Here is a 24,351-nt window from a genome sequence, read left to right on the forward strand (position 1 = left end):
GTTTTAACTCAGATCCTTATTATTCAACATCTATATGATCAATAATGCGGTGGTTTATCACTCATTGGATCAAAAGGCGCAATCCCTTCTGATAAATCTGATGATTCAACTCGACGATATAAAAGTTGCATTTGTTTTTTTAAAATTGCGATTTCTTGAGTCTGAATCGCAAGCTGTTCATTCAATTGTTCAACTAAATCGTCTAAAAATGCAATTCGGACTTGCAAATCTTCAATGGGTGCGGACAATGACGCGTGATCATCACAATTTTGTTGTTTAGTCATTTCAGACCTCATCTGAGCTTTTAGGAAACATTATGGCCTATATTACTTTAAGGGATGTCCACCTCGCATTTGGTGGGCCTGCCCTACTCGACGGCGCGAACTTTAACCTAGAACGTGGCGAACGAGTCTGTTTAATCGGTCGTAATGGTGAAGGTAAGTCTACTTTACTTAAACTGATTGAGGGAAGCTTATTGCCTGATACAGGTGAAGTTTCAATTCAAAATGGTTTAACTGTTTCAATGTTAGCCCAAGATGTACCAATGGACTCAGGTAAAGTGGCTGATATCGTGGCAGATGGCGCAGGTGAAGCGGCGGCTGTACTTAAAGCGTATCACGAGGCAAGTGATGCTTGTGTGTTGGGTGATATGGAAGCCTGTGATCATATGGGAATGTTACAACACAAGCTTGATCAGCTTGATGGTTGGGCATTAGAAAATAAAGTAAATTCGATTCTCAGTAAAATGGGACTTGATCCAAATGCCGATCTAGCCGATTTATCGGGTGGCCGTAAGCGTCGTGTATTATTGGCACGTGCATTACTGACTCAACCAGATGTGCTATTACTTGATGAACCTACCAACCATTTAGATGTAGAAAGTATTGAATGGTTAGAGAAATTCCTGCTTGATCAAAATAATCTAACCTTATTATTTATCTCACATGACCGTTCATTTGTAGACAGCATTGCAACCCGTATTGTTGAACTAGATCGTGGTATTTTACGTAGCTATGAAGGTAACTATTCACGCTATTTAGATCTTAAAGCACAGCAAATGGAAGCAGAAGAAAAACAAAATGCTTTATTTGATAAAAAATTAGCTGAAGAAGAAGCATGGATTCGTCAAGGCATCAAGGCTCGTCGTACACGTAATGAAGGTCGTGTTCGTGCACTAAAAGATTTACGTGAGCAATCCAAAGCTCGTCGCTCACAACAAGGTAAAGTGAGCATGGCGACCCAAGATGCCAATCGTTCAGGTAAATTGGTATTTGAAATTGAACATTTAAGTGTCACCTTTGGTGATAATGCGCCGATTATCAAAGATTTCTCAGCACTGGTTCTTCGTGGAGATCGTATCGGTTTAGTGGGCGATAATGGTGTCGGTAAAACCACACTGATTAAAGCTATTTTGGGTGAAATCGAACACGCAGGTTCAGTTAAAACAGGTACTCAATTAGAAGTTGCTTATTTTGACCAACTACGTAACGCCTTAGACCTTGAAAAAACAGTGATGGCCAACGTTTCTGAAGGTTCTGATTTTGTTGATGTAAATGGTAACCGTCGTCATATCTATAGTTATTTACAAGACTTTTTATTCTCACCAGAGCGTGCACGTACACCAGTGAAAGCACTGTCGGGTGGTGAGAGAAACCGTATCTTATTGGCAAAACTGTTATTGAAACCATCGAACTTAATCGTGATGGATGAGCCTACCAATGACTTAGATATGGTGACACTTGAGTTGCTTGAAGAGATGTTATCTGAGTATAAAGGCACTTTGTTATTGATCTCACATGACCGTGCCTTTATGGATAATGTCGTGACTTCAACGTGGGTTTTTGACGGCAAAGGTAATATTGATGAATACGTTGGTGGTTATCAAGATTACTTAGAACAACGCCCAGATGACAAAGTTGTCGATCAAAAAAGTGATGTTAAGAAAGCGCAAGCCAAAGCAGAAGCGGCTGCCGCCGCGGCATCAGCGCCTAAAAAAGTCAAACTCAGTTATAAAGACCAACGTGAGTTAGAACAACTTCCTGCTGAAATGGAAAAACTTGAAAAAGAACAAGCAGAACTTTCAGCAAAGCTTGCAGATGGTTCTTGGTTTGTCTCTGACGCTAATGCTGCAACTTTGGCGAGCCAACGTTTAGCAGAAATTGAAGAATCTTTGCTTGAGAAGTTGGAACGTTGGGACATCTTAGAAAATATGTCGAAAGGCAATTAATCAGATGATGAGCATCTATCCATAAATGATAGATGCTCTATTAAAATCCAATGAGTGCTTAGATTTCAAAATCATCTTTTAATGAATGATAAATATTAAAATTTTCATCATCAAAACAAACAAAAATTACTTCTTGGACTGACTGACTTTGTTTTAACTCGTCATTAATCACTGTAAAAGCGATTTGAGCAGCACGCTGTTTAGGAAACCGATAAATTCCTGTTGAAATATTTGGAAAGGCGATTGTTTTTAAACCCAGATGATCAGCGAGTTTAAAACTATTACGATAAGCATTTTCTAATAAAATTGGTTCGTTTTTCTCACCATTTAACCATGTTGGTCCAACAGTATGAATCACATATTTTGCTGGTAGATTCCCCGCGGTGGTCATGACCGCTTCGCCAACTGCACAACCACCTTGCTTGGCACGAATCTTTTGACAATCTGCCAAAATCGCTACACCACCACGACGATGAATTGCACCATCTACACCTCCACCACCTAATAGTGAAGTATTGGCCGCATTAACAATTGCATCTACCGTGATTTGGGTAATATCTCCTTTCATTATTTTTATACTTTTCAAAATCTTCTCCTCTTTATCAGAGCTGTTTAATGGCTGATTTACGCTACAACAACTGCGGTTTTATTTAACATTTAAATTACTAAACCGACTTCATGCTACACTGCTTCAAAATTCAACGTTATTCATATTTAGAGTTTATGAGTCAAAAGCAGTCTTATATCCCTGGCGAGTTTCAATGGGAATTTTTACTCCCTAAGTATTGGAAAATCTGGATCGCCATCACTTTTCTCATGCTCTTAGCAATCTTACCTTGGGCAATTCAATGGCGCTTGGCACATGGTTTAGCCTCATTATGCTGGCACTTGCTCAAATCACGTCGAAAAACCACAATCAGAAATCTGCAAGTTTGCTTCCCTGAATGGTCTCCTGTTGAGGTTGAAGCACAAGCAAAACAAGTGTTTGTCGACATGATGTTGGGGGTATTTGAAACATTAAATGCTTGGTATTGTCCAAATTGGTTTAAAGGACGCCATAGTATTGAAGGTCTAGAGCACATCAACTCAGCCAAAGCACAAGGCAAAGGTATCTTATTGCTAGGTACACACAGTACTTTATTGGATGCAGGTGGTTATATTTGTGCTCAATATTTTGAGCCTGATGTGGTCTATCGTCCACAGAATAATCCTATGTTGGATATGCTGATTTATCGTTGTCGCGCAACCATTTATCAACAGCAAATTGATCATGATGATATGCGTGGCTTGGTTCGTCGCTTAAAAGATGGCGGTGCGATTTGGTATAGTCCAGACCAAGATTTTGGCTTAAAACAAGGTGTCATGGCACCTTTTTTCGGTGTTCCTGCTGCCACTGTTACTGCACATCGTCGTCTATTAAAAATCTCCAAATCTGTTGCAATCCCGCTTTATTTTTATCGTTATGGTGATGTTCGTAATCCACAATACAAAGTTCTGATTGAGCCTATTGTTGAAAATATGCCCAGTGAAAATGAACTCGATGATGCAATTCGGGTGAATAGAATCATTGAGGCTCAATTGCGTATCGCACCAACTCAATGGATGTGGTTCCATCGCCGTTTTAAAACTAGGGCTGAAGGCTACGAGAGTATTTATAAATAAATTAAAACCCGAGTTTCGCATCCTGCAAAACTCGGGTAAATGAGGTTGTGCTTTCACATCATTTTTTATTATCTTGCTTCCATCGCATGCATCATATCCATAATACGTTTTTCCATTTCAGCGTCGCTATCCTTAATCGGAAATCCTTTCCTGCATCCTTGTGCTGATGTATTTAGAATAAACCTTTTGATCAAACTCGACTATTCGCCGTAGACTTAAATCAATGTACGATATTGCTTACATCACGATATTTGCCATTTCATTCTATTGAGTCACTTATAAGGCTGAGCCAATTCATCAACAACTTGCTTGTGCTCTTGTTCTGCTTTTTCTATACCATCCCGAATCGCTTCTTCAGCCTCTTGTTCATCTTCAGCGCTTTGTTCTAGTTCTTCCTGCTGTTGCTCAAAAATACGACCCGTCTGTAAAACGACATATATTGGAAAATGATCAGAACCTATATGAGATAAGCGTTTCATTTCCACTAAGCCAAAGTCGGTACTATGAAAGATATGGTCTAAAGACCAACGTAAAAGTCGATAGTCTGCGTGAAAAGTATTCATGAAATAGCGACCTACCCGTGGATCTAGCAAGCCACTGATTCGTTGAAATAATCGCGTGGTGCGTGACCATGCCACATCATTAAGATCTCCCATGACAATACAACTTTCATCTAAATCTTTAATTCGATCACCAACCATTAAAAGTTCAGCATCTCTTAGAGTTGAATCTTTGGCTTCAGTTGGGCTTGGTGGTTTAGGGTGCAAACAATATAACTGTACTTGGATACCTGAACGTAATGTTACCGAGGCGTGTATAGATGGAATTTCATCGCTTAAAATAAATTTAATTTCAGAATCATCTAAACGTAAACGGCTATACAAATGCATGCCATATAAATTATCCAATGGCACTGCAACACGGTAAGGATATTGTTTTTCTATAGGCTGTAATGCATCTTGCCAGTTTTGATCCGACTCTAATGTCAGTACTAGATCTGGTTGTAAATCATCAATATGTTTCAACAATAAATCATATTGATGATTAGGTGTAAGCACATTAGCAACCAACAAAGAAATTTGCTGCTCTGGATTTAATTGCCCTTGTTTCACCTGCTGAACTTGTTTACGCCATATTGGCGTGTAAGGCAAAACCATTTTTAATTGGAATGCGACCGCTGCGATAAGCCCCAAAAGTAGTACTTCTCGCGTTAAAGTCCATTCTGTTTGCATAAATAACAAACCCAATAGGGCGATTATTCCTATTGCCAATATTTGCAAACGAGGAAAATCTGCACCGCGAAACCACCATTCATCACGAGGAATCAAAGACCACAGGCTCAGCCAAATAACCAGTACCGCACAAAATTCGATCCATATCATGTTAATTGTACTCTTAGGGTTATCTTGGATTTTTTAAAGAAGTTATAGCTTTATCAATTTTTTATCTAATACAAACAAGTTATTCCACTCAATAAAATTATCGTTTTATTTACGTAAAGCTTGCAGTTGTGGTCGCTTTTGATACACTCAAACCCCTTTAAAGTTTTTTACATACCGAGGCACAATGACATGAAAGTAGGTCTGGTCGGTTGGCGTGGGATGGTTGGTTCTGTCCTCATGCAACGTATGGTTGAAGAGAATGATTTTGCTCACATTGAGCCATTCTATTTTTCTACCAGTAATGCAGGTGGCGAAGCACCTTCATTTGGTGGTAAGACTGCACCAGCACTTATGGATGCGTCAGATATTAACAGTCTGAAGCAAATGGATGTCATTTTAACCTGTCAAGGTGGTGATTATACATCTGAAATTTTCCCTAAGCTAAAAGCTGAAGGTTGGGATGGTTACTGGATTGATGCAGCATCTACACTACGTATGGCAGATGATGCGATCATCGTACTTGATCCGGTCAATTTAAACGTGATTAAAGATGGTTTAGTCAACGGCACTAAAACTTTCGTTGGCGGTAACTGTACCGTTTCTTTAATGTTGATGGGTTTAGGTTCTCTGTTCCAAAATAATTTAGTGGAATGGGCAACTTCGATGACTTATCAAGCAGCTTCTGGTGCGGGCGCGCAAAACATGCGTGAATTGATCACTGGTATGGGTTATTTATATAACAATACTAAAACGTTATTGGATGATCCAAAATCTGCAATTCTTGATATTGACCGTCAAATTGCCGAGTTACAACGTGGTGAAGGTTTTCCAAAATCTAACTTTGGTGTGCCATTAGCAGGTTCATTGATCCCATATATCGATAAACAGCTTGAAAGTGGTCAATCAAAAGAGGAATGGAAAGGTCAGGTTGAAACCAACAAGATCTTAGGCAATCAACAGATTGTTCCTATTGATGGTCATTGTGTTCGTATTGGTGCAATGCGTTGTCACTCTCAAGCCATTACTTTGAAGTTGAAAAAAGATGTTGCGCTTGATGAAATCGAAGACATGATTCGTCAATCAAGCCAATGGGCGAAAGTGGTTCCAAATACCCGTGAAGCCTCTATGACTGACCTTACTCCTGTTGCTGTAACTGGTACTTTAACTGTTCCAGTTGGTCGTTTACGTAAGCTCAATATGGGTAAAGAATATTTAGGCGCATTCACTGTGGGTGACCAATTACTTTGGGGTGCTGCTGAACCTTTACGTCGTATGCTTCGTATTTTGGTTGAATACAAGAACGCTTAAGCAAAAACATTTAAAAAACAAAAGCCGATCACATTTGATCGGCTTTTGTTTTTTATCAAACATGAATATTTTACAATTCATTTACATCACGGTAATGTATACTTTTGAATTGACTAAAACATCACTTTTTCATGGATCGAGATGACTGTTTATAACAAATTAAAAGTTGCCATTTTAGCCATCATTTCTTCGCAACACCTTTATGCGATTACACTCGATCCATTGCAAATCCAATCTGCACCTGGTGAATTACTCTACGCAGAAATGAGTTTTCATCAAGCCGATCCTACCGCAAAATTAGATGTAGGCTTAGCAACACCTGAAGATCTTTTAATGATGGGTGCTGCTCATCAGCCTCCGAGTGGCCTAAATTTTTATACACGCCGTAATTCACAAGGTGAAGGGGTGATTGTGATCACTTCTACACGTCCAATGACAGACAGTGAACTTAATATTATTCTTAAAATACAAGAAAGTGGTGCAGCACATTTAAAGCATATTAAGCAGCCTATAGGACAAAGTTCAAGAGCGATATCCGCTAAAGCAGCTGCAAATGAAAAAACGCTTTCACCTAAATATATTGTCAGTGAAAAAGATATTGCACTCAATTTGCCCGAAAGCACTCGCTTCAGTTCACCAATTGCAACAAATGCAAAAGAGCTTAATTTAAAGCAAGAAAATTTATTAAATGTCTCCTCAGCTTTACCACCAATATTAAATAGCTCACAATCAAAGCAAAGCTCTCCAGTAGCAATATCTGTTGTTACAACGCCGATACCAAGCCAAAATCAGGACACTGCAACTGCAAAAATTAACCCTAGAATCGAAACAAATAATATAAATACGACTGCACCAGTAAAAATTGAATCAAATCCAACGCCTACCATGACTAAACAGCCTATTGTTCAAGTCGCAGCTCAGCCAGTTCAAACTGCGAGCCAACCACCTACACCAATCGAAAAAGAATCAAAACCACTCGACAAAAAACCAGTTGAACCACAAGAAAAAATTAAGAAACAACAACCTACGCAAGATACACAACAAGTTAAAAAGAAAGTACCAGCCACAAATAGCAACTCCATGACTGCATCTAATAACTCAGCTCAACAGCATGTCGTGCAGCGTAACGAATCTTTATGGAGTATTGCGCAACAAATCGCATCACAAACACAACAGCCTGTTGCTAAAGTTATGAATCAGATCAAAGCACAGAATAAGCATGCTTTTATTGGTGGTAATGCAAATCGTTTAAGACAAGGGTCTCGCTTAAATTTCAATCTAAATACAACACTATCCCGTCAAAATACAGCAATAAATCAAATAGCAGCACAGGTAACACATCCTCGATCAGGTCAAGCCAAATATCGCCTACAGCAAGCTGAAATGTCACTAGTCGCTGAAAGTAACCAAGATTCAAGCAATGGAAGTGCGAAAAAAGACACATTACAGCAAAAAACCAGTGCAGATTTATCATTAAAAGTTATGACAGCACGAGAAAAAACCGTTACATTACAAAGAAACGTAACACAGTTAGAATTGGCATTACGTAACAAGGAACAACGTATTCAGCTATTAAATGCTCGGCTTGCAGAGTTACAAGATCAGTTGAAAGTGCAGCAGGAAACTAAAAAGCCAACACGCTAGGTTACGAGAAGATTCTCATAAATTTGCACCAAAGCGGCTCTATCTTTAAGGGGTATAGATCATGTCAACTATAATAATTGTACTGCTAATCGTTGCATTAGTTGTTGCAATCGTTTTAAAAAAACGCAGTGACAACCAAAATACTGCAACACCTAAAAAAGGTGCTACAGCAAAATCAGCGAAAAAAGCAGCGACAACTAAAACTTCACGTACGACATTAGCACGTGAAGAACAGGAATCTGTTCCAGCCGCCGCAACCGCGATTCCAGAGTCTTTACGCCAGAAAATTGAACAGCAAATTCAAAGTGGCAATTATCAAGGCGCGGAAGCACAAATCAATCAGATTTTAAAACAAGATAACTCCCAACATGAGTTATATTTATTTCTCCTTGATATTCACTTAGCTCAAAAAGATGATTTTGCAATTGATCAATTGATCAAACATATTCATGCTTTGAAACTTGATGATATTGCTGAAGCTGCTGAAGCAAAGCAACGTGAATATGAAAAAAATAAACAACCTGATGCAATTGAGTTCAATTCAGGCTCAAGCCATTTCCAGCAAACCAGTACATCAGATAGTTTAGCAACAGAGCAAAACAACGCAGATTTTGACGCATTAGCGGCATCAAAAACGTCACAATCATTTGATGACTTACAATCTGGATATGTTGCACCAGCAGAAGAAGTTAAACCAGTTGAACCAGTCCCAGAAGTTCAGCCATTAGATTTTAATTTTTCCTTTGAGAAAAAGGAAACAACCGAAGCTACACCAACAATCGAGCAACAAGAGAATAAAGAGCCTGCTCCTTTAGAATTCTCATTCAATTTAGATGCTGCACCTGCAACTCCTCCTGTAGTTGAAGAAGCAAAGCCTGAATTAGATTTCAATTTTTCAAACTTAGAAGTTACAGAACAAAAAACTGAAGCAGCACCAACGTTAGATTTTAGTTTTGAACCGACAGAAAACAAGCAAGTTGAAGTTACGGAATCAGTTGTTGAACTTGAACCTGTTCAAACCACGCCTCAAACTACATCTGTTGCAATCAACGACCCTCTTGTACAATCATTTCCTGATTTACAACAACTTGATGAAGCACAGCTCAATCTAGAACTTGCTGAGCAATATATTGAATTGGGCGCTTATGATTCTGCACGTGAATTATTAAAAAATAGCCCGTCATTTAATGCAGAGCAACAACAACATTCACAAAGTTTACTGAATAAAATAGCTTCCTGAATTTGATCGGTCTAATATAAGCAGTCTCTCAGACTGCTTTTTTTATGATGAAAAAAATCGCTTTAATTTATATGGGTGGGACGTTTGGTTGCGTTGGTGAACCATTGATGCCAATGCCAGAACAGGATTTTCTACCTTTACTAGCTAAGATCATTCCACATCATTTACAGGTCGAATGTTTCGCTGCGCCTAGTATCAAAGACAGTAGTGCCTGCACTGCAACGGATTGGCTAAAGTTGGTACAACAAATCCAGCAATTGCAACTCAATGGTTTTCAACATTTTGTCATTATTCATGGGACAGACACTTTAAGTTACGCTGCAGCAACACTTGCTCGTTTCTTGGGACATTCTTGTCATGCCATCATTACAGGTAGCCAATACCCATTATTGAATGTTGAAGGCAATGATACCCGTGAATTTACAGATGCCACAGGCAACCTATATTTGGCATTAGAGCAAGTCATCTCTTTGCCAACTGGTGTTTATCTGGCATTCCATGAACAAGTTTTTCACGCACAAACGACCTTAAAAGCACATACCACTGAGTTGGATGCTTTCGTCGGTGTTAAAGCAGATCAAAGTTGTCAAACCACAGCAGATTTTCTTGTTGTTCAAAATGAATATATTCAGCAAGCAACTGAACTCAGCATCTTAAATTTGATGTTGCAGCCGATTGCAAAAGAACAACTCATTCTACAGTTAAAAAATATTCTGCTTAACCCACCAAATTTCTTGATTCTACAAGGATTTGGCACAGGCAATATTGCAGTAAATGACGAAATTCTGATGCTGTTTGAGCAACTGTATCAAAAAAAATGTCTGCCTATTATCAGCACACAAGTGACCTTTGGGCAACTAGATCAACGTTATGCCGTCAGTTCATGGATTCAATCTGCCAAAGTTTTAATCAATGATTGCCATAGCCATGCTGATTTATATGCAAAAGTCTTGCAAATCTATTTAAAATATCCGAGCCACGAACAATGGTTCGCGAATTGGCATCAGCATTAATATTTGAGGTTAAAACATGCAACGTTATGCAATCGGTATTGAATTTTGTGGCACGCAATACCGTGGTTGGCAAACCCAGCAGGCTGGCGTTGTAACTGTTCAGGAAACCATCGAGAAAGTACTGAGCTGTATTGCCAATCAGCCCATTATTTTGCATGGTGCTGGCCGTACGGATGCGGGTGTGCATGCAACCAATATGGTGGCTCATTTTGACACCGAAGCCATTCGCCCAGAACAAGGTTGGATTCGTGGTGCAAATAGCCAACTTCCAAAAGATATTTCAATTCAATGGATTAAACGCATGGATGAGAATTTCCATGCACGGTTCAAAGCGATTGCTCGACGTTATCGCTATGTCGTCTATAACGCACCCACCCGTCCTGCACTATTGTATAAACAAGTCACTCATCTTTATCAAAAATTAGATGTACCGAAGATGATTGTCGCTGCATCCAAATTTGAGGGAACGCATAACTTTGAGACTTTCCGAGCTGCTGCATGTCAATCCAACCAACCCATACGTCATGTAAAACACTGTCGTCTATTTGAACATGGACGCTATTTAGTATTAGATATTCAAGCCGATGGATTTTTACATCATATGGTACGGAATATCATGGGATGCCTGCTTGAGATTGGGCAAGGTATGTACGATATTGATCATATCGATACCATGTTTGCCGCAGAAGACCGTACCGCTGCAGGCATTACCGCCCCACCTGATGGTTTATATTTTATTCAGTCCTATTATCCTGATGAGTTTGATTTACCACAGCTGCCTTTAGGTCCCCAATGGTTAAATCTGCCTAAATAAAAAAAGCCTTATCGAGAGATAAGGCTTTTTTCTTAGAAAAATTAGCGCTGTTTACGCTTACGATATTCGACAGGGGTTTCATTCGTCCAACGCTTAAATGCACGATAGAACGTACTTGGTTCAGAAAAACCCGTTAAATACACAATTCTTTCTACACTTTCATTGGTATTCGCCAATAATTTCTTCGCTAGACGGCAACGATAATCTGAAAGGATTTGCTGGAAGCTCGTATTCGCCTCGCTAAGCTGTGTTCTTAAGCGGCGTGGCGTGATGCTTAATTGAGCTGCAACTGTTTCTAACGTAGTTTCACCACTTTCTAAAGTTGAACCAATCGCGCGGCGAACTTCACCAACCAAATCATACCGCGCAAGCTCTTGTAGTTTCTCAATCGCTAGTTGTTCATGTAATTGTAATAGTTCTGGTTCAGCTTGCCACAAGGGGTAATCAAGCACTGCCACATCAAAATAAAGACGTGTCGCTTTTTGTCCTAAACTAACAGGACAACCATATACTCGGAAATATTCATCATCATCAGCACCATCACTAAAATTAAAGTCGATGTAAATTGGCTGAAACTGACCTTCAGTAATAAATTTAAAGAAACGTAAGATGCCTGACATAGCACATTCAGAGAAATGGCGATTGACTAAATTATCTGACCAAAACTGTTCACCGTTGGTGAGATAACAACGACCATCTTCAACTACGAGTTTTGCATCAAAAGCATCACTGATCAGACGTTGATAAGCTAAAGCTCGTTTTAGGCCCTCACCAAATGTTTCACTACTAATAAATAGATGCTCAATCACCTGACCACGATAGAGTGGTAAATGCTCACCTAAATGCAATCCAATATCAGGATCATTGCTGACTTCCTGTGCAGCAATCCAAAATGCATTTTGCGCACTTAATGGCGTTCTGGCATTGGTATCAATTTGATTTAGCGCTACCCCTGCTTTTGTTAGAATCTCTTCAGTTGGCAATCCTGCTTTACGAATTGCCTGATAACCAAAGCGCAATACAACTGATGCATCTGTTAACTGACCCACTCAGTGCCCTTCCCTGTAGATACGTTCTTGTAACAATAACAACAATTTTAGATTAACGTTGATTGACCAAACTGACAACAATATTCTGCTTCTTTTGTTAAAAAAAATTGTCAATTGTCCGACAGTTTTTATGAATAAAGATCTAAAAGGTTTACATACGCTTCACCTTGTAAAATTCAAATAAATTGACTATAATTTGCCCCTTTCCAATTTGATCATCAGGTAGGCTATGGCCAATAAAGAGGAACTCATTGAGTTCGAAGGCGTTGTCACCGAAACGCTTCCTAATACGATGTTCCGTGTACGTTTAGAAAACGGTCACGAAGTTATTGCTCACATTTCTGGTAAAATGCGCAAACACTATATCCGTATTTTGACGGGCGACAGTGTAAAAGTAGAAATGACACCTTATGACTTAACAAAGGGTCGTATCACTTATCGCGCGCGCTAAGAGATTCGTGAATGCAAAAAAGCCACATTTTGTTTGTGGCTTTTTTTATGCTTGATTCTTATTACTCACTCAAACGTGTTGTTTTACACCCTACCGTTTGACACTCACGCAATCTTTCCTCTAACCAATGATTACGCTCTTGTGTCGTCGTAAGTCTACATTGCACGCTTACGCTATTTTTTTGATCATCAGTACATTCTGCATCTCGATGATGAATCCATGCGAGCTGAGACTTTTTAAGAATCTTTTGTTGTGTCTCATCGAGTTGGTGACGTAATTGCTGGTAATTTTTATTTAAATCAGCATCAGCACTCGCATAAATTTTATTCGTGCAATAAATATCATCATACGTATTGCGTGCCTTATCACAATTATCTGCATGACTGAATGTTGCTAAAGCGCCACACATCAGTCCAAATATAAATTTGTGCATCAAGTTTTCTCAATCGCTTAATATGCTATCTATCTAAGCACATTTGAACTCAATTGAATATTGCCTAAAAATAGACTAGTTTGTATATTTTTATCAATTCACACAAATGAACTCGAAACCAACATAATTTAAGGATTGAATAAAAATAGATGGGAGGATAAGGATTGATCAAAATGAAAAATTTAAGTATTTGTTATTTATAATTATATTATCTTTATAAGCATGTACCACTGCATACCAAAATCGAAGCAGCCTACCTGATTATTTACAACTTTTTATTGGGCAATCTGCAACCATAATCCAACAGCAGTTCGATTTAAAACCTCTAGGTTTTCAGACTATCGCCCAACCAATCAAACAAAGCAATCAGCTGATTTACACTGTCATTCACCCAATTCCTATTGCTCAATCGGCTGAACTTAGTGTTCAAAATATACCAATTCAAAGTGCTGGCAATACAGATAGTACTTATGATCTCAATTTAAAATGTCACATCATTTTTGAGCTAGACCAACAGCAAATTGCTCACTCTATTCGCTATGAAGGCAAGGCTTGTTAGTTCGCCCATATACATTAAGTTATAAAAAAACGCAGCCTAAGCTGCGTTTTTAATTGGCTATAATTCTTAGTTAAGTGCTGAAACTACAGCTTCGCCCATAGCATCTGTACCAACTTTTGTCATGCCTTCAGACATAATATCCGCTGTACGTAAACCTTGATCTAATACTTGACCTACAGCATCTTCAATTGCTTTTGCTGCAGCTTCTTCACGGAAGGTATAACGTAACATCATCGCAACTGAAAGAATAGTTGCCAATGGATTAGCAACATTTTGACCAGCAATATCTGGTGCAGAACCATGACATGGCTCATACATACCTTTGCCATTTTCATCTAAAGATGCAGAAGGCAACATGCCGATCGAACCTGTCAACATTGCTGCTTCGTCAGATAAGATATCACCAAATAAATTACCTGTAACGATCACATCAAACTGCTTTGGTGCACGCACTAACTGCATCGCGGCATTGTCAACATACATATGTGAGAGTTGAATATTTGAATATTGTGCTTGCTGTAAATCAGTAACCGTTTGCTTCCACAATTCAGTCACTTCCAATACATTGGCTTTATCAACCGAGCATACTTTGCCACCGCGCAAGCCTGCTAGCTCGAATGCAACTTTGGCGATACGCTTGATTTCACTTTCTGAATAAACGTCGGTGTTATAGCCTTGTTTTTCGCCATTTTCTAATTCGCGAATACCACGTGGTTGACCAAAGTAGATCCCCCCTGTTAATTCACGAACAATGAGGATATCCAAACCAGCAACGATTTCTGGCTTCAAACTTGAAGCATCAGCCAATTGCGGATAAAGAATCGCAGGACGTAGATTAGCAAATAAGTTCAATTCACTACGAATTTTCAATAAACCACGTTCTGGACGAATCGAACGTTCAATGGTATCCCACTTAGGACCACCAACCGCACCCAATAAAATAGCATCTGCATTTTTAGCTTGTTCGCTTGTTACAGTTGGATACGGTTCACCATGAGCATCAATTGCTGCACCACCCAGTAAACCTTGTTCCCATGTCAAACCTAAATTAAATTTTTGATTCACCTTAGTTAGTACTTGCTCAGCTGCACCAACAATCTCAGGACCGATACCATCGCCTGCTAAAATTAAAATATGTTTAGACATTTATTCTTCCAGTTTCATATATGCAGCGTTCATACTGCAAGCCGATTAAATTTTTTTCTCAACAAACTCACCCAAACCTGTGCTCACATCATATGGGCGACAGAATCGACGAATCGTATGCTGTTCTTGTTGCAAATCTACACATAAAGGTTCAGGTATAGAAACATTTAATAAACTACCCGAACGATATGCACGGTCTCGGTACATTTTAAAGGTATAGCTTTGATGCGGCTTGAACGCATGAATCACATGGAAGGTTTCAGCTCGGTCTGGTGAAATAGGATAAAAGCGAATGACTACTTCATATTGTTTGGCTGGGACATTTAAGTAGACTTGTTGATTTCTACTAAAAACCGAACCATGCAATCGTACAATCCCTCGCTCCATCGCCTGTTGGCTAATACGGTGCGATTTGGCATCGATCACGGCAATATCATTGATTCGTTCAAACTCACAATTTTCGACGCCAGAACAATACAAAGTTGCATTTTCCGCTTTATTGCCTACTGTATTTTGGGCAATACGAACCTGATCAACCATATTCGTAGAATTCTGACATGCGGTTAATGTCATACCAACACCTAAACACAGCAAAATACTGCGAGCGAGTCTTCTTTTCATTGTTCAAGCCCAGTCCTATATCATGCAAACATGCAAGCGAAATATCTACTCGCATGTTAACAAGAGTTCCATATCTGCGCTATGGCTATATTTAAAATGTACTAAAACATTAAACTATGTTTATATTGATGAAATATAAATAAAACTTAAGCTTCTATCTCTTGAAACACCCAAGGACGTATTTGTTTTGCCTTGGCTTCAAAAGCGCGAATATCATCTGCCACTTGCAAAGTTAAGCCAATATCATCCAAACCATTTAATAAGCAGTGCTTACGGAATGGATCAATTTCAAATTTAAATGCTTCACCTGTTGGCGTGCGTACTTCTTGTGCTTCTAAATCAATCGTAAGCTGATAGCCGTCTTCAGCACATTCTTTGAATAACTGATCCACGATCTCTTCAGATAAGATCACAGGCAACATGCCATTTTTAAAGCAGTTATTAAAGAAAATATCTGCAAAGCTTGGAGCAATCACGGTACGGAAACCATACTCATTCAAAGCCCAAGGTGCATGCTCACGGCTTGAACCACAACCAAAGTTCGTGCGTGCCAATAAAATCGTTGAACCTTGATAACGCGGTTTATTCAACACAAATTCACGGTTAATTGGACGTTTGCTAATATCTTGCCCTAAATAGCCTTCATCTAAATAACGCAATTCATCAAATAAGTTATCGCCAAAACCTGTACGTTTAATTGACTTCAAAAACTGTTTTGGAATAATTAAATCAGTATCAACATTTGCACGATCTAAAGGTGCAACAATACCTTGTTCTACAGTGTATTTTTTCATGATTTTGCTCCTTTAGAATGTACGTACATCAACAAAATGACCTGCTATTGCAGCCGCTGCAGCCATTGCTGGGCTCACTAAATGTGTACGACCACCGTTACCCTGACGACCTTCAAAATTACGATTCGAAGTAGATGCACAATGTTCGCCTGGTTGTAATTTATCAGCGTTCATTGCTAAGCACATCGAACAACCCGGCTCACGCCATTCAAAACCAGCGTCTAAGAAAATTTGATCCAAGCCTTCTTGTTCTGCTTGTTGCTTCACCAAACCTGAACCCGGGACAATCATCGCCTGTTTAATACTAGATGCAACTTTACGCCCTTTCACGACATCTGCCGCAGCACGAATATCTTCAATACGAGAATTGGTACATGAACCAATAAATACACGATCTAATTGAATATCAGACAACGCTTGACCAGCAGTTAAACCCATATATTGATAAGCACGAGTCCAGTCATTACGCTGAACATCATCTTTTGCTTGTTCTAAAGTCGGTACTGCTTGCGAAACAGGGATCACCATTTCTGGAGACGTTCCCCAAGAAACTTGTGGCTCAATCTCAGCGCCATTCAATACGACAACCGCATCAAATACTGCATCTTCGTCTGAATGTAAGGTATTCCAGTATTCTACGGCTTGATCCCACTGCTCACCTTTCGGTGCATAGTTACGATCTTTCACATAAGCAATGGTTTTGTCATCAACAGCAACCATACCTACGCGAGCACCCGCTTCGATTGCCATGTTACATACGGTCATACGACCTTCAATCGACATATCACGGAACACTTGACCGCCAAACTCGATGGCATAGCCTGTACCACCAGCTGTTCCAATCTTGCCAATAATCGCCAACACCACATCTTTCGATGTCACGCCATTGCCTAACACGCCATCAACACGAACCAACATGTTTTTTGATTTTTTCTGTACTAAACACTGAGTTGCCAACACATGCTCAACCTCAGAAGTTCCAATACCATGCGCTAAACAACCAAAAGCACCATGTGTCGCAGTGTGTGAATCGCCACATACCACGGTCATACCCGGCAAAGTTAAACCTTGCTCTGGGCCTACCACGTGGGCGATACCTTGACGAATATCATTAATACCAAATTCAACGATATTAAAGGTCTTACAGTTATCATCTAAAGTTTGAACTTGGATACGAGACGTATCATCTTCGATCCCTGCAATGCCTTGTTCACGCTCTTTTTTCGAGGTTGGAACGTTATGGTCAGGTGTTGCGACATTGGCACTTAAACGCCATGGCTGACGATCAGCAAGTTGTAAGCCTTCAAATGCTTGAGGACTAGTCACTTCATGTAATAAATGACGATCAATATAAATCAAGCTTGAACCATCATCACGTTGCTTAACTAAATGGTCATCCCACAATTTGTCATATAATGTCTTGCCTGCCATGTCGTCGCTCTCCAACGTGCTTGTCATAGGACTGGGTAACTAAATCTTAAATTTATTATAGCAATGCTTTCACATAAATCTAATTTATCATTTTTATTAGTTATCAAACTTTTTGGAATGATTTTATTGATAAATTTTAATGTGCTTTATATAGATCAACCATTAGATAAAATGCACATGCATCTATAATAACTCATAAAAATAGTTAACCCCGAAATAACTAACTTTGTATAATCCTTCAGAAATTTATAAAACAACTTACGCTTTCAGGATACAAAATCAATGCAAAAACTTATACTCCCATCTTTTCTTATATTTGTAGCCCTATCGACTGGATGTGCAAGCACCCAAACTCAAAAACTTAATATAAATGCTGTAAAAGCATCAAATCCCACATCCGTGATTATCTCTAAACGAGAGAAACCATATTTCTTAGCAACTACGGCATTAAATGTACAGTTTGGTCTTCTTGGAGTAGCTGCTCAGATATCTAGTGGCAATAAGATCATTAATGAAAATCAAGTAGAAGATCCTGCGATCTATATCGCCAATGAACTAGCAAAAACACTAGAGAATCAGCTAGGAATAACGCATATCACAACAAGCACATCTATGACGAATACGAATAATGTTAAAACACTTGCTGAACAATACAAAGGTGCAGATATTTTATTAGATGTTCAAACAACCTACTGGCAGTCTATTTACTACACTTCAGATTGGAATAACTATCGAGTTTTATACGCTGCAAAACTAAGACTAATTGATACCAAAAGTCAAAAAGTCCTTGCTGAGAGCAGTTGTTCAAAAAACCAAGATGACAAAAAAAATTCACCATCTTATGACCAGTTAATTGCAAATAATGCTGCTGTATTAAAAGCTGCACTTAAATCACATGCAGATGAATGTATCAGCGAGTTTAAAACAAATGCTTTAAGCTCAATCTAAAATTTCATATTAAAACTAACCCAAAACACGCGTTTGGGTTAGCCTGTTACAAGTAGAATTAAATTTTCCTTAATATAAATGGTTTTCCATATTCATTTTTTATAAGACGACTCAACAAGGAATTGCTAAATATGGGTATTTATAAATATTACCTCTCTTGATGCATTCGTAAAAGTCATGGAAACAGGTTTGATCTCCATTACAACAGAAAAACTGTTTATTCCCCAGTTTACGGTTACTAAACGTATTCATAGTTTAGAAGCATACTTTGGTGCAAAATTATTTGAATCTGCAAGTCTAGGCACGTAATCCACTCTCTATTGCCTAATAGGTAAAGTTTAACAGAATAAACAAGGTGAAATTCAGCTTATCCACTCTCCCACTTCAAATGAAAGATCTAATCTTTCACCATAAGTATTTAGTGACTCATCTCGTTATTTATAAATCCAATCATCATAAATCGAAATTTCCTTTTTACTTTTTAAATGATAATGATTATTATTTATATAAATAAAATTTATTTGGTGAGCATCATGTCAAACATCCAGCAATTTGTACTCAACAATCAACGAACGTTAAAGAAAACCTTGAGTTACTATATTCTCCATATTAGTGTTGCCATGTTGGTCGCCTATGCCATTACAGGAAACTTGCTCATGTCTGCAACCTTGAGCTTACTTGAACCGACCGTACAGGCATTTGCTTTTTTCTTCCATGAAAAGATTTGGAATCGTTTTTAGTTGAATCTCACTCAATAACGACTTACCTTAAATTTTAGAATGCTCTTGGATAAATCAATATGAATCTCGCTGCTTTTGAAGCATTTGTCAAAGTCATGGAAACCAGTTCAATTTCTTTAGCAGCTGAACAACTTTTTATTACTCAACCTGCGGTTACCAAACGAATTCATACGCTTGAAGAATATTTTGGAGTAAAACTATTTGAATCCGCAGGACGCGGTATTCAACCGACCCATGCAGCACATTCTTTATTACCGAAAGTGAGAACATGGCTCAATGAACTGGGCGAAATTCACCATACTCTCAGCCATGAGCAGAATCAGGTACAGGGTCGTTTAAAAATTGGGACGAGCCATCATATTGGACTACATCATTTGGCAGAACCATTGAAGAACTTTGTGCAATGTTTTCCACAAGTCAGGTTAGATGTGCATTTCGTTGATTCAGAGCAAGCCCATGAACTAGTTTTAGCAGGTGAACTCGAATTGGCATTTTTAACTTTGCCGCCAGTTGGAGATGATCGCCTCAACTATTTGACAATATGGAATGACCCTTTGGTTTTTGTCGCATCACCCTTTCATCCATTGGCTCAACAAACACAACTCACATTAGAAGATTTAATCGCTTATCCAAGCCTCTTACCCGCCGCACATACCTATACCAGTCAGATCACATTGGCTGAATTTGAAAAGAAAGGCTTAAAACCTAAAATCAGCATGAGCAACAATCCTTTAGAATCAATCAGGATGTTAGTTTCTATTGGCTTAGGTTGGTCGGTATTACCTAAAACATTGGTGAATCAAGATTTAAAACAACTTGATCTGAATCTCGATATGCAACGCCAACTGGGTATGGTGTGGCATCCTGCACGGATTCAATCTAAAGCGGCGGAAGAATTAATTCATATGATGCAACTTGGCTAGGCTAGCTAAAGCTAAGTTAATCACCGCCTCCGCCACAACTGCTACAGCTACTGCCACAACTGGATGAAGATGATGATTGATCTTGCATATATTTTGCAAAATCTTTGGTCATTTGCGCCAGTTCAAACGATTGTCCATTTTCCCAACCCAACACCTGATCAACCGTAAATAGTCGTGGCAATTGCATTGTATTGCTTGGATTATATCCATGTAACATACAGCTATATTTCCAAGCTTCAAATAATTGCTTTGTTTGTTCTTCTGGTCTCGTTGTTCCGTCATAAGGGCTATGATTCAACGTTCGACCTATGGTTTGCTCACATAATTGCTGATATTGGATCGGATATTGCAACATCACATGCCATAAAGCATCGACTGCATGTGATGGCATGGCATAGGCTTGTTTTTGCATCACATGTAATGCTAAGTAATCTTTAAATCCAAGTTCAATCAGTCGACGTTGTTTTAAGCTCAGTCCGGGATACTGTTGTTTTAATTTATTCCAAAACATCGGATCAATTTTGAGTTGCTCAATCCTCTCTAATTTGTCTCGTCTCGTTCGAGCAATCAGCGCCTGATTCACAACAATCACGGTCCAAATGAATGGAATTAACACCCAAGCCGTAAAAAATTGCTGTTGCCAGCTATACATGACCAATAAGACTAAGATGGGTAACATGATCCAGCGTGTTTTGATCGTAGGTTGCTGGCGTTTTAATTTGAGTAATGCATCAAGCATATTGGAAGTCTGTTCTTCCTGATTTGTTTTTATTTTCATACTGTCATCTTAAGAACAAAAGATGACAGTTATATGACATTAAAACCTCCCAAGATGGGAGGCATCGATGATATAGATTATCCTATTTTTAACAAACGGCGAATTTGTTGCGTCACTTGATCCACATCTAATTGCTGATTTGGAAGTGTCATTGTCAATAGCTGATCTGAACGCAAGGTTCGATCCACTTCTAACATCACATGCGTTTGATGTGCTTCTGCAACAAATGACACTTCAACCTCATTAAAGCCACTAAAAAGATGTGAAGAAACAAACTCTAATTCTTGGTAGCAACCAATGGTTGATCGAAAATTACGTGCCGTGAGTTGTCCTTTTTCTACATCGACACTCGATAAGACAAAACCACATTGTTGCATTGCTTGTAAAAACACTTGCATGGTTGGTGTTGGTAACACGCTTAAATAATCACGATCAGTTGCATCTAGTCCCCAATCAACATCCATATGTGTATTGATCCAAACGCGAGTCCCATTACGGCGACAAGATACCTCTGTTATCGGCGTCTCCTCAGGTAACTGCATCGTAAATGGAATATGATGGGATTGATGTGCAGCTAATAAAAAATTTGAACTGATTAACCACTGATCCAAGATCAAAGGCTGATTAAATTCATGATCTCCTGACTCAACTTCGGCGATGGTCATCAATTGTAAATACAAACTATTGATTTCTTTATCAGATGAGCCGCCTTTAAAACTAATTTCCCCTTCTAATGTTCCACCCGCTTGTAAAGTTGGATTATGCAAACGTGTTTCCACAGTCACACCTTGCACACCCAAACCTGACATAATTTTATTAAACATCTTCTTAGAACCTATCCAGAATATTTTCTATGCAAAAGTAGCCTTAAAAAGGCTAAATTAATGAACTGAAGGCTCGTATTTAGGTGCTTTTCACAGTTTTTCCAAAGCCTTCTACATTTTTCTAACCAAGCAAATGATCTTTCCACAACCCAGCGTTGTGGTATGACTGCAAATTTATGTAATTCACTTCGTTTAGCAACTTCAACTCGCGCTCTGATTAAATCATTAACAGCCAAAGAAAAGGGTTCGCCTGTATAACCACCATCAACAAGTACAACCTCTACATTTTGTAAGGTGTCTCTATGTAAAGTTATGGCATCTAATGCACCTTGACGATCTGTTTTATCTGCTGTCGTAATAAATATTCCATGAGGCAGACCTTGAGTATCAACAATGATATGTCTTTTAATCCCTGAAACTCTTTTACCAGCGTCATAGCCTTTATTACGTGCGGTATCTGTGTTTTTTACACTTTGTGAATCAATGATGATAAAGCTCGTTTGTTCTTTCCGTCCATTGTTGATACGGGCCTCGCCAACCACATTTTTTTAAAGCCTGCTCAAGTATGCTAGGTTCAGTTTCTGATGGTTTTCTATTCCAAATCGAGAAGTAATAATGCACAGTGCTTTTAGGTGGAAAGTCTCGAGGAAGCATACTCCATTGACATCCACTTTTTAGAATATAGAGCAAGGCGCAAAACACTTCATAGACATCAACGACTCTTGGACGCGTTTGTTTTCTTCCGCTCAATAGTAACGGTTCAATTTCTTTAAAGGCTTCTCGACTAATGTCGCTGGGATATGGTTTTCTCATGGGGGAGAATTTAACAAATTATTTTTCCAATTGCCAAAAAAGAATGAAATTAATATTGGATAGGTTCTTAAACCTTTTAAATTATTTCGATAAATCTATAACTGGCTACTTATTTTTAAAGTGCTTCATCCCCAGCGATTTGAAGCTTGCCATCTGCTATCTCGTTCATAAATTGCTGATAATCATTCAAATTGCGCTCTGCATATTGTGTTGCATACTGTTGTAAGACTTCTACAATGGTGCTTCCCTCACCGAGATAACCCATCAAAACATCAGCATTTCCTGCTTTTGCATGCGCATGCGCTAAAGCTAAGCCACAACTTTCAGCATATTCATAAAAATAGTCATCATCCATATCCGCTAAATCAACTGAGATTTTCATATCACGGAGCTGACGCACATGGAAATGTTTTTCTAAGGTAGAAAAACCGAGGAAAATGTCGCTTGCCGCTTGCATCAACTGCTGACCATGTATGACACGCTCACCTTCATGTTTCACTTTTTCAAGGAATAAAGGACTCAAGATTGAAGGATTAGCTTCTTTCATTTGCAAGATCAAAGGCTCTCGATCTGCATCCTGAAATAAAGCAATCGCCGATCGTGTTCCAACACTCCCCACCCCAACCACTTTGAGTGCAACGTCTGTACGTTGATAACGATCAAGTAAAACTTGTCGATCAAATTTCAATGAATCTCGATAACATGAAAAGAATTGATCAAGATTGTGGGCAAAAGGTTCATTTGTCTGAGGGTGCCATAAAAGTGGTTTGTCATCAATAAAATGCCTAAAACCTGTATCCTCATTTTTTTCAGTTAACTTTGGCAAAACCGAATGTGCATTTCTCTTTTGTGCTGAATCAAGATGCTTCTCTCTTTTCTTTCTGAGCTTTCGGCATTCCGTATTCTCTAGTAATGTCGTGGCATCGACCTTGTCATACCAAACTTGTAGCGGTGATAATTCAGTATTTTGCAGTAGATGTTGGCGATAACTATTCAGCATGGTTTTAATGGCTTTTAAACCCACTTTATCAGCAAGATCAATATCACGTGCTGCAATCACAAAACTGGTCGCTAAACGTTTTAAATCCCACTCAAATGGCGCAACTAAAGTTTCGTCAAAATCATTAATTCCAAATAACAGATTACGTTCAGGGCTAGCAAAACCGCCAAAATTACTTAAATGACAATCCCCACAGATCTGTTGAAATAATCCTGAGTTATGCTGTTCCCAAGCTTGATCAAACAACATTAAAGAAGGCATACCACGATAGAACGTAAAGGGTGAAACACTCATACGCTTGGCACGAATCGGCTTAAGCTGCTCTAAACGCCCTTGATTGCTCCAATCATAAATCATTAAAGCCGTTGTATCTTTTGGTCGTTCTGACAATTGTGATAATTGCTCACGCGGAATTTTTTTGCGTTGTGTTTTGCCTAATTTAAAACCTTCACTTTTGGTGAGTAGCTTACCTTGATAGCTGTGTCTGGTAAGATCAATGCTCTCTTCTGTCCATAGTTGTTTTGGCAGTTTAAGTTGTTGTTTTTTCATAA

Annotated in this window: 24 protein-coding genes and 2 pseudogenes; 13 read left to right on the top strand and 13 right to left on the bottom strand. The window is 38.8% G+C overall.

Annotated features, from left to right (window positions below):
- Positions 1-38: 38 nt before the first annotated feature.
- Positions 39-284, bottom strand: coding sequence for a SlyX family protein (locus tag O1450_RS13890; RefSeq protein ID WP_018677344.1), 246 nt, complete (start codon positions 282-284; stop codon positions 39-41).
- Positions 285-316: 32 nt separating this feature from the next.
- On the opposite strand from O1450_RS13890, the gene O1450_RS13895 reads away from it, so the two are divergent.
- Complete coding sequence (locus O1450_RS13895; protein WP_005051278.1) at positions 317-2,227, top strand: ATP-binding cassette domain-containing protein; 1,911 nt, start codon at positions 317-319, stop codon at positions 2,225-2,227.
- Positions 2,228-2,285: 58 nt separating this feature from the next.
- On the opposite strand, the gene O1450_RS13900 is transcribed toward O1450_RS13895, so the two are convergent.
- Positions 2,286-2,813, bottom strand: a complete 528-nt coding sequence (locus O1450_RS13900) for an O-acetyl-ADP-ribose deacetylase (protein ID WP_269228900.1) — start codon at positions 2,811-2,813, stop codon at positions 2,286-2,288.
- A 137-nt stretch (positions 2,814-2,950) separates the two neighbouring features.
- Between O1450_RS13900 and O1450_RS13905 the strand changes: the two genes are divergently transcribed.
- On the top strand, positions 2,951-3,889 hold the full coding sequence (locus O1450_RS13905; protein ID WP_269228901.1) for an LpxL/LpxP family acyltransferase: 939 nt from the start codon (positions 2,951-2,953) through the stop codon (positions 3,887-3,889).
- A gap of 272 nt (positions 3,890-4,161) precedes the next feature.
- Here O1450_RS13905 and O1450_RS13910 read toward each other — a convergent pair whose 3' ends face one another.
- Positions 4,162-5,271, bottom strand: a complete 1,110-nt coding sequence (locus tag O1450_RS13910) for an endonuclease/exonuclease/phosphatase family protein (RefSeq protein WP_269228902.1) — start codon at positions 5,269-5,271, stop codon at positions 4,162-4,164.
- 189 nt (positions 5,272-5,460) lie between these two features.
- Here O1450_RS13910 and asd point away from each other — a divergent pair, with 189 nt between their 5' ends.
- The 5 genes from asd to truA all read left to right on the top strand — a co-directional run bounded on the left by asd (position 5,461) and on the right by truA (position 11,290).
- Positions 5,461-6,579 (top strand): aspartate-semialdehyde dehydrogenase, encoded by a 1,119-nt coding sequence (asd, locus tag O1450_RS13915; RefSeq protein ID WP_004659097.1) that lies wholly within the window; start codon positions 5,461-5,463, stop codon positions 6,577-6,579.
- 141 nt (positions 6,580-6,720) lie between these two features.
- Positions 6,721-8,223: a FimV/HubP-related protein gene (locus O1450_RS13920; RefSeq protein WP_269228903.1), complete on the top strand. Its 1,503-nt coding sequence runs from the start codon at positions 6,721-6,723 to the stop codon at positions 8,221-8,223.
- A gap of 61 nt (positions 8,224-8,284) precedes the next feature.
- Complete coding sequence (locus tag O1450_RS13925) at positions 8,285-9,463, top strand: FimV domain-containing protein (protein WP_269228904.1); 1,179 nt, start codon at positions 8,285-8,287, stop codon at positions 9,461-9,463.
- A 44-nt stretch (positions 9,464-9,507) separates the two neighbouring features.
- Positions 9,508-10,476 (top strand): asparaginase domain-containing protein, encoded by a 969-nt coding sequence (locus O1450_RS13930; RefSeq protein WP_269228905.1) that lies wholly within the window; start codon positions 9,508-9,510, stop codon positions 10,474-10,476.
- A 16-nt stretch (positions 10,477-10,492) separates the two neighbouring features.
- The gene (gene truA / locus O1450_RS13935; RefSeq protein ID WP_269228906.1) at positions 10,493-11,290 is read left to right on the top strand and encodes a tRNA pseudouridine(38-40) synthase TruA; all 798 of its coding nucleotides are present in this window, start codon (positions 10,493-10,495) and stop codon (positions 11,288-11,290) included.
- Positions 11,291-11,331: 41 nt separating this feature from the next.
- On the opposite strand, the gene O1450_RS13940 is transcribed toward truA, so the two are convergent.
- The gene (locus tag O1450_RS13940) at positions 11,332-12,339 is read right to left on the bottom strand and encodes an AraC family transcriptional regulator (RefSeq protein WP_004659105.1); all 1,008 of its coding nucleotides are present in this window, start codon (positions 12,337-12,339) and stop codon (positions 11,332-11,334) included.
- Between the two features lie 229 nt (positions 12,340-12,568).
- Here O1450_RS13940 and infA point away from each other — a divergent pair, with 229 nt between their 5' ends.
- Complete coding sequence (infA, locus tag O1450_RS13945; protein ID WP_001284370.1) at positions 12,569-12,790, top strand: translation initiation factor IF-1; 222 nt, start codon at positions 12,569-12,571, stop codon at positions 12,788-12,790.
- Positions 12,791-12,851: 61 nt separating this feature from the next.
- Here the strand turns inward: infA and O1450_RS13950 are convergent, their stop codons facing one another.
- A complete protein-coding gene (locus tag O1450_RS13950) occupies positions 12,852-13,223 on the bottom strand; it encodes a lysozyme inhibitor LprI family protein (protein WP_269228907.1) in 372 nt (123 codons plus the stop codon).
- 163 nt (positions 13,224-13,386) lie between these two features.
- Between O1450_RS13950 and O1450_RS16575 the strand changes: the two are divergent.
- Positions 13,387-13,782, top strand: a pseudogene (locus O1450_RS16575) (hypothetical protein).
- 66 nt (positions 13,783-13,848) lie between these two features.
- Here O1450_RS16575 and leuB read toward each other — a convergent pair.
- From leuB to leuC, 4 genes are all read right to left on the bottom strand, one after another.
- Positions 13,849-14,928 carry a 3-isopropylmalate dehydrogenase gene (leuB, locus tag O1450_RS13955; protein ID WP_269228908.1) on the bottom strand — a complete coding sequence of 360 codons (1,080 nt, stop codon included), beginning with the start codon at positions 14,926-14,928 and terminating at the stop codon, positions 13,849-13,851.
- A 45-nt stretch (positions 14,929-14,973) separates the two neighbouring features.
- Entirely contained in the window at positions 14,974-15,549 is a 576-nt protein-coding gene (locus O1450_RS13960; protein WP_269228909.1) for a hypothetical protein, read from the bottom strand.
- Between the two features lie 146 nt (positions 15,550-15,695).
- Positions 15,696-16,343: a 3-isopropylmalate dehydratase small subunit gene (gene leuD / locus O1450_RS13965; RefSeq protein ID WP_269228910.1), complete on the bottom strand. Its 648-nt coding sequence runs from the start codon at positions 16,341-16,343 to the stop codon at positions 15,696-15,698.
- 12 nt (positions 16,344-16,355) lie between these two features.
- Positions 16,356-17,774, bottom strand: a complete 1,419-nt coding sequence (gene leuC, locus O1450_RS13970) for a 3-isopropylmalate dehydratase large subunit (RefSeq protein ID WP_269228911.1) — start codon at positions 17,772-17,774, stop codon at positions 16,356-16,358.
- Positions 17,775-18,056: 282 nt separating this feature from the next.
- Here leuC and O1450_RS13975 point away from each other — a divergent pair, with 282 nt between their 5' ends.
- The 4 genes and pseudogenes from O1450_RS13975 to O1450_RS13990 all read left to right on the top strand — a co-directional run bounded on the left by O1450_RS13975 (position 18,057) and on the right by O1450_RS13990 (position 20,385).
- Positions 18,057-18,722, top strand: a complete 666-nt coding sequence (locus O1450_RS13975) for a hypothetical protein (protein ID WP_269228912.1) — start codon at positions 18,057-18,059, stop codon at positions 18,720-18,722.
- Between the two features lie 177 nt (positions 18,723-18,899).
- Positions 18,900-19,025, top strand: a pseudogene (locus O1450_RS13980) (helix-turn-helix domain-containing protein); the annotation flags it as partial.
- Positions 19,026-19,255: 230 nt separating this feature from the next.
- The gene (locus tag O1450_RS13985; protein ID WP_018677362.1) at positions 19,256-19,462 is read left to right on the top strand and encodes a DUF2061 domain-containing protein; all 207 of its coding nucleotides are present in this window, start codon (positions 19,256-19,258) and stop codon (positions 19,460-19,462) included.
- 59 nt (positions 19,463-19,521) lie between these two features.
- A complete protein-coding gene (locus O1450_RS13990; RefSeq protein ID WP_269228913.1) occupies positions 19,522-20,385 on the top strand; it encodes a LysR family transcriptional regulator in 864 nt (287 codons plus the stop codon).
- 16 nt (positions 20,386-20,401) lie between these two features.
- Here O1450_RS13990 and O1450_RS13995 read toward each other — a convergent pair whose 3' ends face one another.
- The 4 genes from O1450_RS13995 to O1450_RS14010 form a co-directional block, all read right to left on the bottom strand.
- On the bottom strand, positions 20,402-21,163 hold the full coding sequence (locus O1450_RS13995; RefSeq protein ID WP_269228914.1) for a hypothetical protein: 762 nt from the start codon (positions 21,161-21,163) through the stop codon (positions 20,402-20,404).
- A 77-nt stretch (positions 21,164-21,240) separates the two neighbouring features.
- Positions 21,241-21,987 carry a sporulation protein gene (locus O1450_RS14000; protein ID WP_018677365.1) on the bottom strand — a complete coding sequence of 249 codons (747 nt, stop codon included), beginning with the start codon at positions 21,985-21,987 and terminating at the stop codon, positions 21,241-21,243.
- An 11-nt stretch (positions 21,988-21,998) separates the two neighbouring features.
- A protein-coding gene (locus O1450_RS14005; RefSeq protein WP_269228195.1) for an IS5 family transposase occupies positions 21,999-22,800 on the bottom strand; the annotation gives its coding sequence in 2 pieces (ribosomal slippage) (positions 21,999-22,535 and positions 22,537-22,800; 801 coding nt in all).
- 115 nt (positions 22,801-22,915) lie between these two features.
- Complete coding sequence (locus O1450_RS14010) at positions 22,916-24,349, bottom strand: DUF2252 domain-containing protein (protein ID WP_269228915.1); 1,434 nt, start codon at positions 24,347-24,349, stop codon at positions 22,916-22,918.
- Between the last annotated feature and the right edge of the window lie 2 nt (positions 24,350-24,351).

It is taken from the genome of Acinetobacter sp. TR11, assembly GCF_027105035.1.
GTDB lineage: Bacteria > Pseudomonadota > Gammaproteobacteria > Pseudomonadales > Moraxellaceae > Acinetobacter.

What these genes read in the sequence shown, in the direction of transcription:
- O1450_RS13890 (WP_018677344.1), bottom strand. Translation starts at nt 284, where the DNA reads ATGACTAAACAACAAAATTGTGATGATCACGCGTCATTGTCCGCACCC.
- O1450_RS13895 (WP_005051278.1), top strand. Translation starts at nt 317, where the DNA reads ATGGCCTATATTACTTTAAGGGATGTCCACCTCGCATTTGGTGGGCCT.
- O1450_RS13905 (WP_269228901.1), top strand. Translation starts at nt 2,951, where the DNA reads ATGAGTCAAAAGCAGTCTTATATCCCTGGCGAGTTTCAATGGGAATTT.
- O1450_RS13910 (WP_269228902.1), bottom strand. Translation starts at nt 5,271, where the DNA reads ATGATATGGATCGAATTTTGTGCGGTACTGGTTATTTGGCTGAGCCTG.
- asd (WP_004659097.1), top strand. Translation starts at nt 5,461, where the DNA reads ATGAAAGTAGGTCTGGTCGGTTGGCGTGGGATGGTTGGTTCTGTCCTC.
- O1450_RS13920 (WP_269228903.1), top strand. Translation starts at nt 6,721, where the DNA reads ATGACTGTTTATAACAAATTAAAAGTTGCCATTTTAGCCATCATTTCT.
- O1450_RS13925 (WP_269228904.1), top strand. Translation starts at nt 8,285, where the DNA reads ATGTCAACTATAATAATTGTACTGCTAATCGTTGCATTAGTTGTTGCA.
- O1450_RS13930 (WP_269228905.1), top strand. Translation starts at nt 9,508, where the DNA reads ATGATGAAAAAAATCGCTTTAATTTATATGGGTGGGACGTTTGGTTGC.
- truA (WP_269228906.1), top strand. Translation starts at nt 10,493, where the DNA reads ATGCAACGTTATGCAATCGGTATTGAATTTTGTGGCACGCAATACCGT.
- infA (WP_001284370.1), top strand. Translation starts at nt 12,569, where the DNA reads ATGGCCAATAAAGAGGAACTCATTGAGTTCGAAGGCGTTGTCACCGAA.
- O1450_RS13950 (WP_269228907.1), bottom strand. Translation starts at nt 13,223, where the DNA reads ATGCACAAATTTATATTTGGACTGATGTGTGGCGCTTTAGCAACATTC.
- leuB (WP_269228908.1), bottom strand. Translation starts at nt 14,928, where the DNA reads ATGTCTAAACATATTTTAATTTTAGCAGGCGATGGTATCGGTCCTGAG.
- O1450_RS13960 (WP_269228909.1), bottom strand. Translation starts at nt 15,549, where the DNA reads ATGAAAAGAAGACTCGCTCGCAGTATTTTGCTGTGTTTAGGTGTTGGT.
- leuD (WP_269228910.1), bottom strand. Translation starts at nt 16,343, where the DNA reads ATGAAAAAATACACTGTAGAACAAGGTATTGTTGCACCTTTAGATCGT.
- leuC (WP_269228911.1), bottom strand. Translation starts at nt 17,774, where the DNA reads ATGGCAGGCAAGACATTATATGACAAATTGTGGGATGACCATTTAGTT.
- O1450_RS13975 (WP_269228912.1), top strand. Translation starts at nt 18,057, where the DNA reads ATGCAAAAACTTATACTCCCATCTTTTCTTATATTTGTAGCCCTATCG.
- O1450_RS13985 (WP_018677362.1), top strand. Translation starts at nt 19,256, where the DNA reads ATGTCAAACATCCAGCAATTTGTACTCAACAATCAACGAACGTTAAAG.
- O1450_RS13990 (WP_269228913.1), top strand. Translation starts at nt 19,522, where the DNA reads ATGAATCTCGCTGCTTTTGAAGCATTTGTCAAAGTCATGGAAACCAGT.
- O1450_RS13995 (WP_269228914.1), bottom strand. Translation starts at nt 21,163, where the DNA reads ATGAAAATAAAAACAAATCAGGAAGAACAGACTTCCAATATGCTTGAT.
- O1450_RS14000 (WP_018677365.1), bottom strand. Translation starts at nt 21,987, where the DNA reads ATGTTTAATAAAATTATGTCAGGTTTGGGTGTGCAAGGTGTGACTGTG.
- O1450_RS14010 (WP_269228915.1), bottom strand. Translation starts at nt 24,349, where the DNA reads ATGAAAAAACAACAACTTAAACTGCCAAAACAACTATGGACAGAAGAG.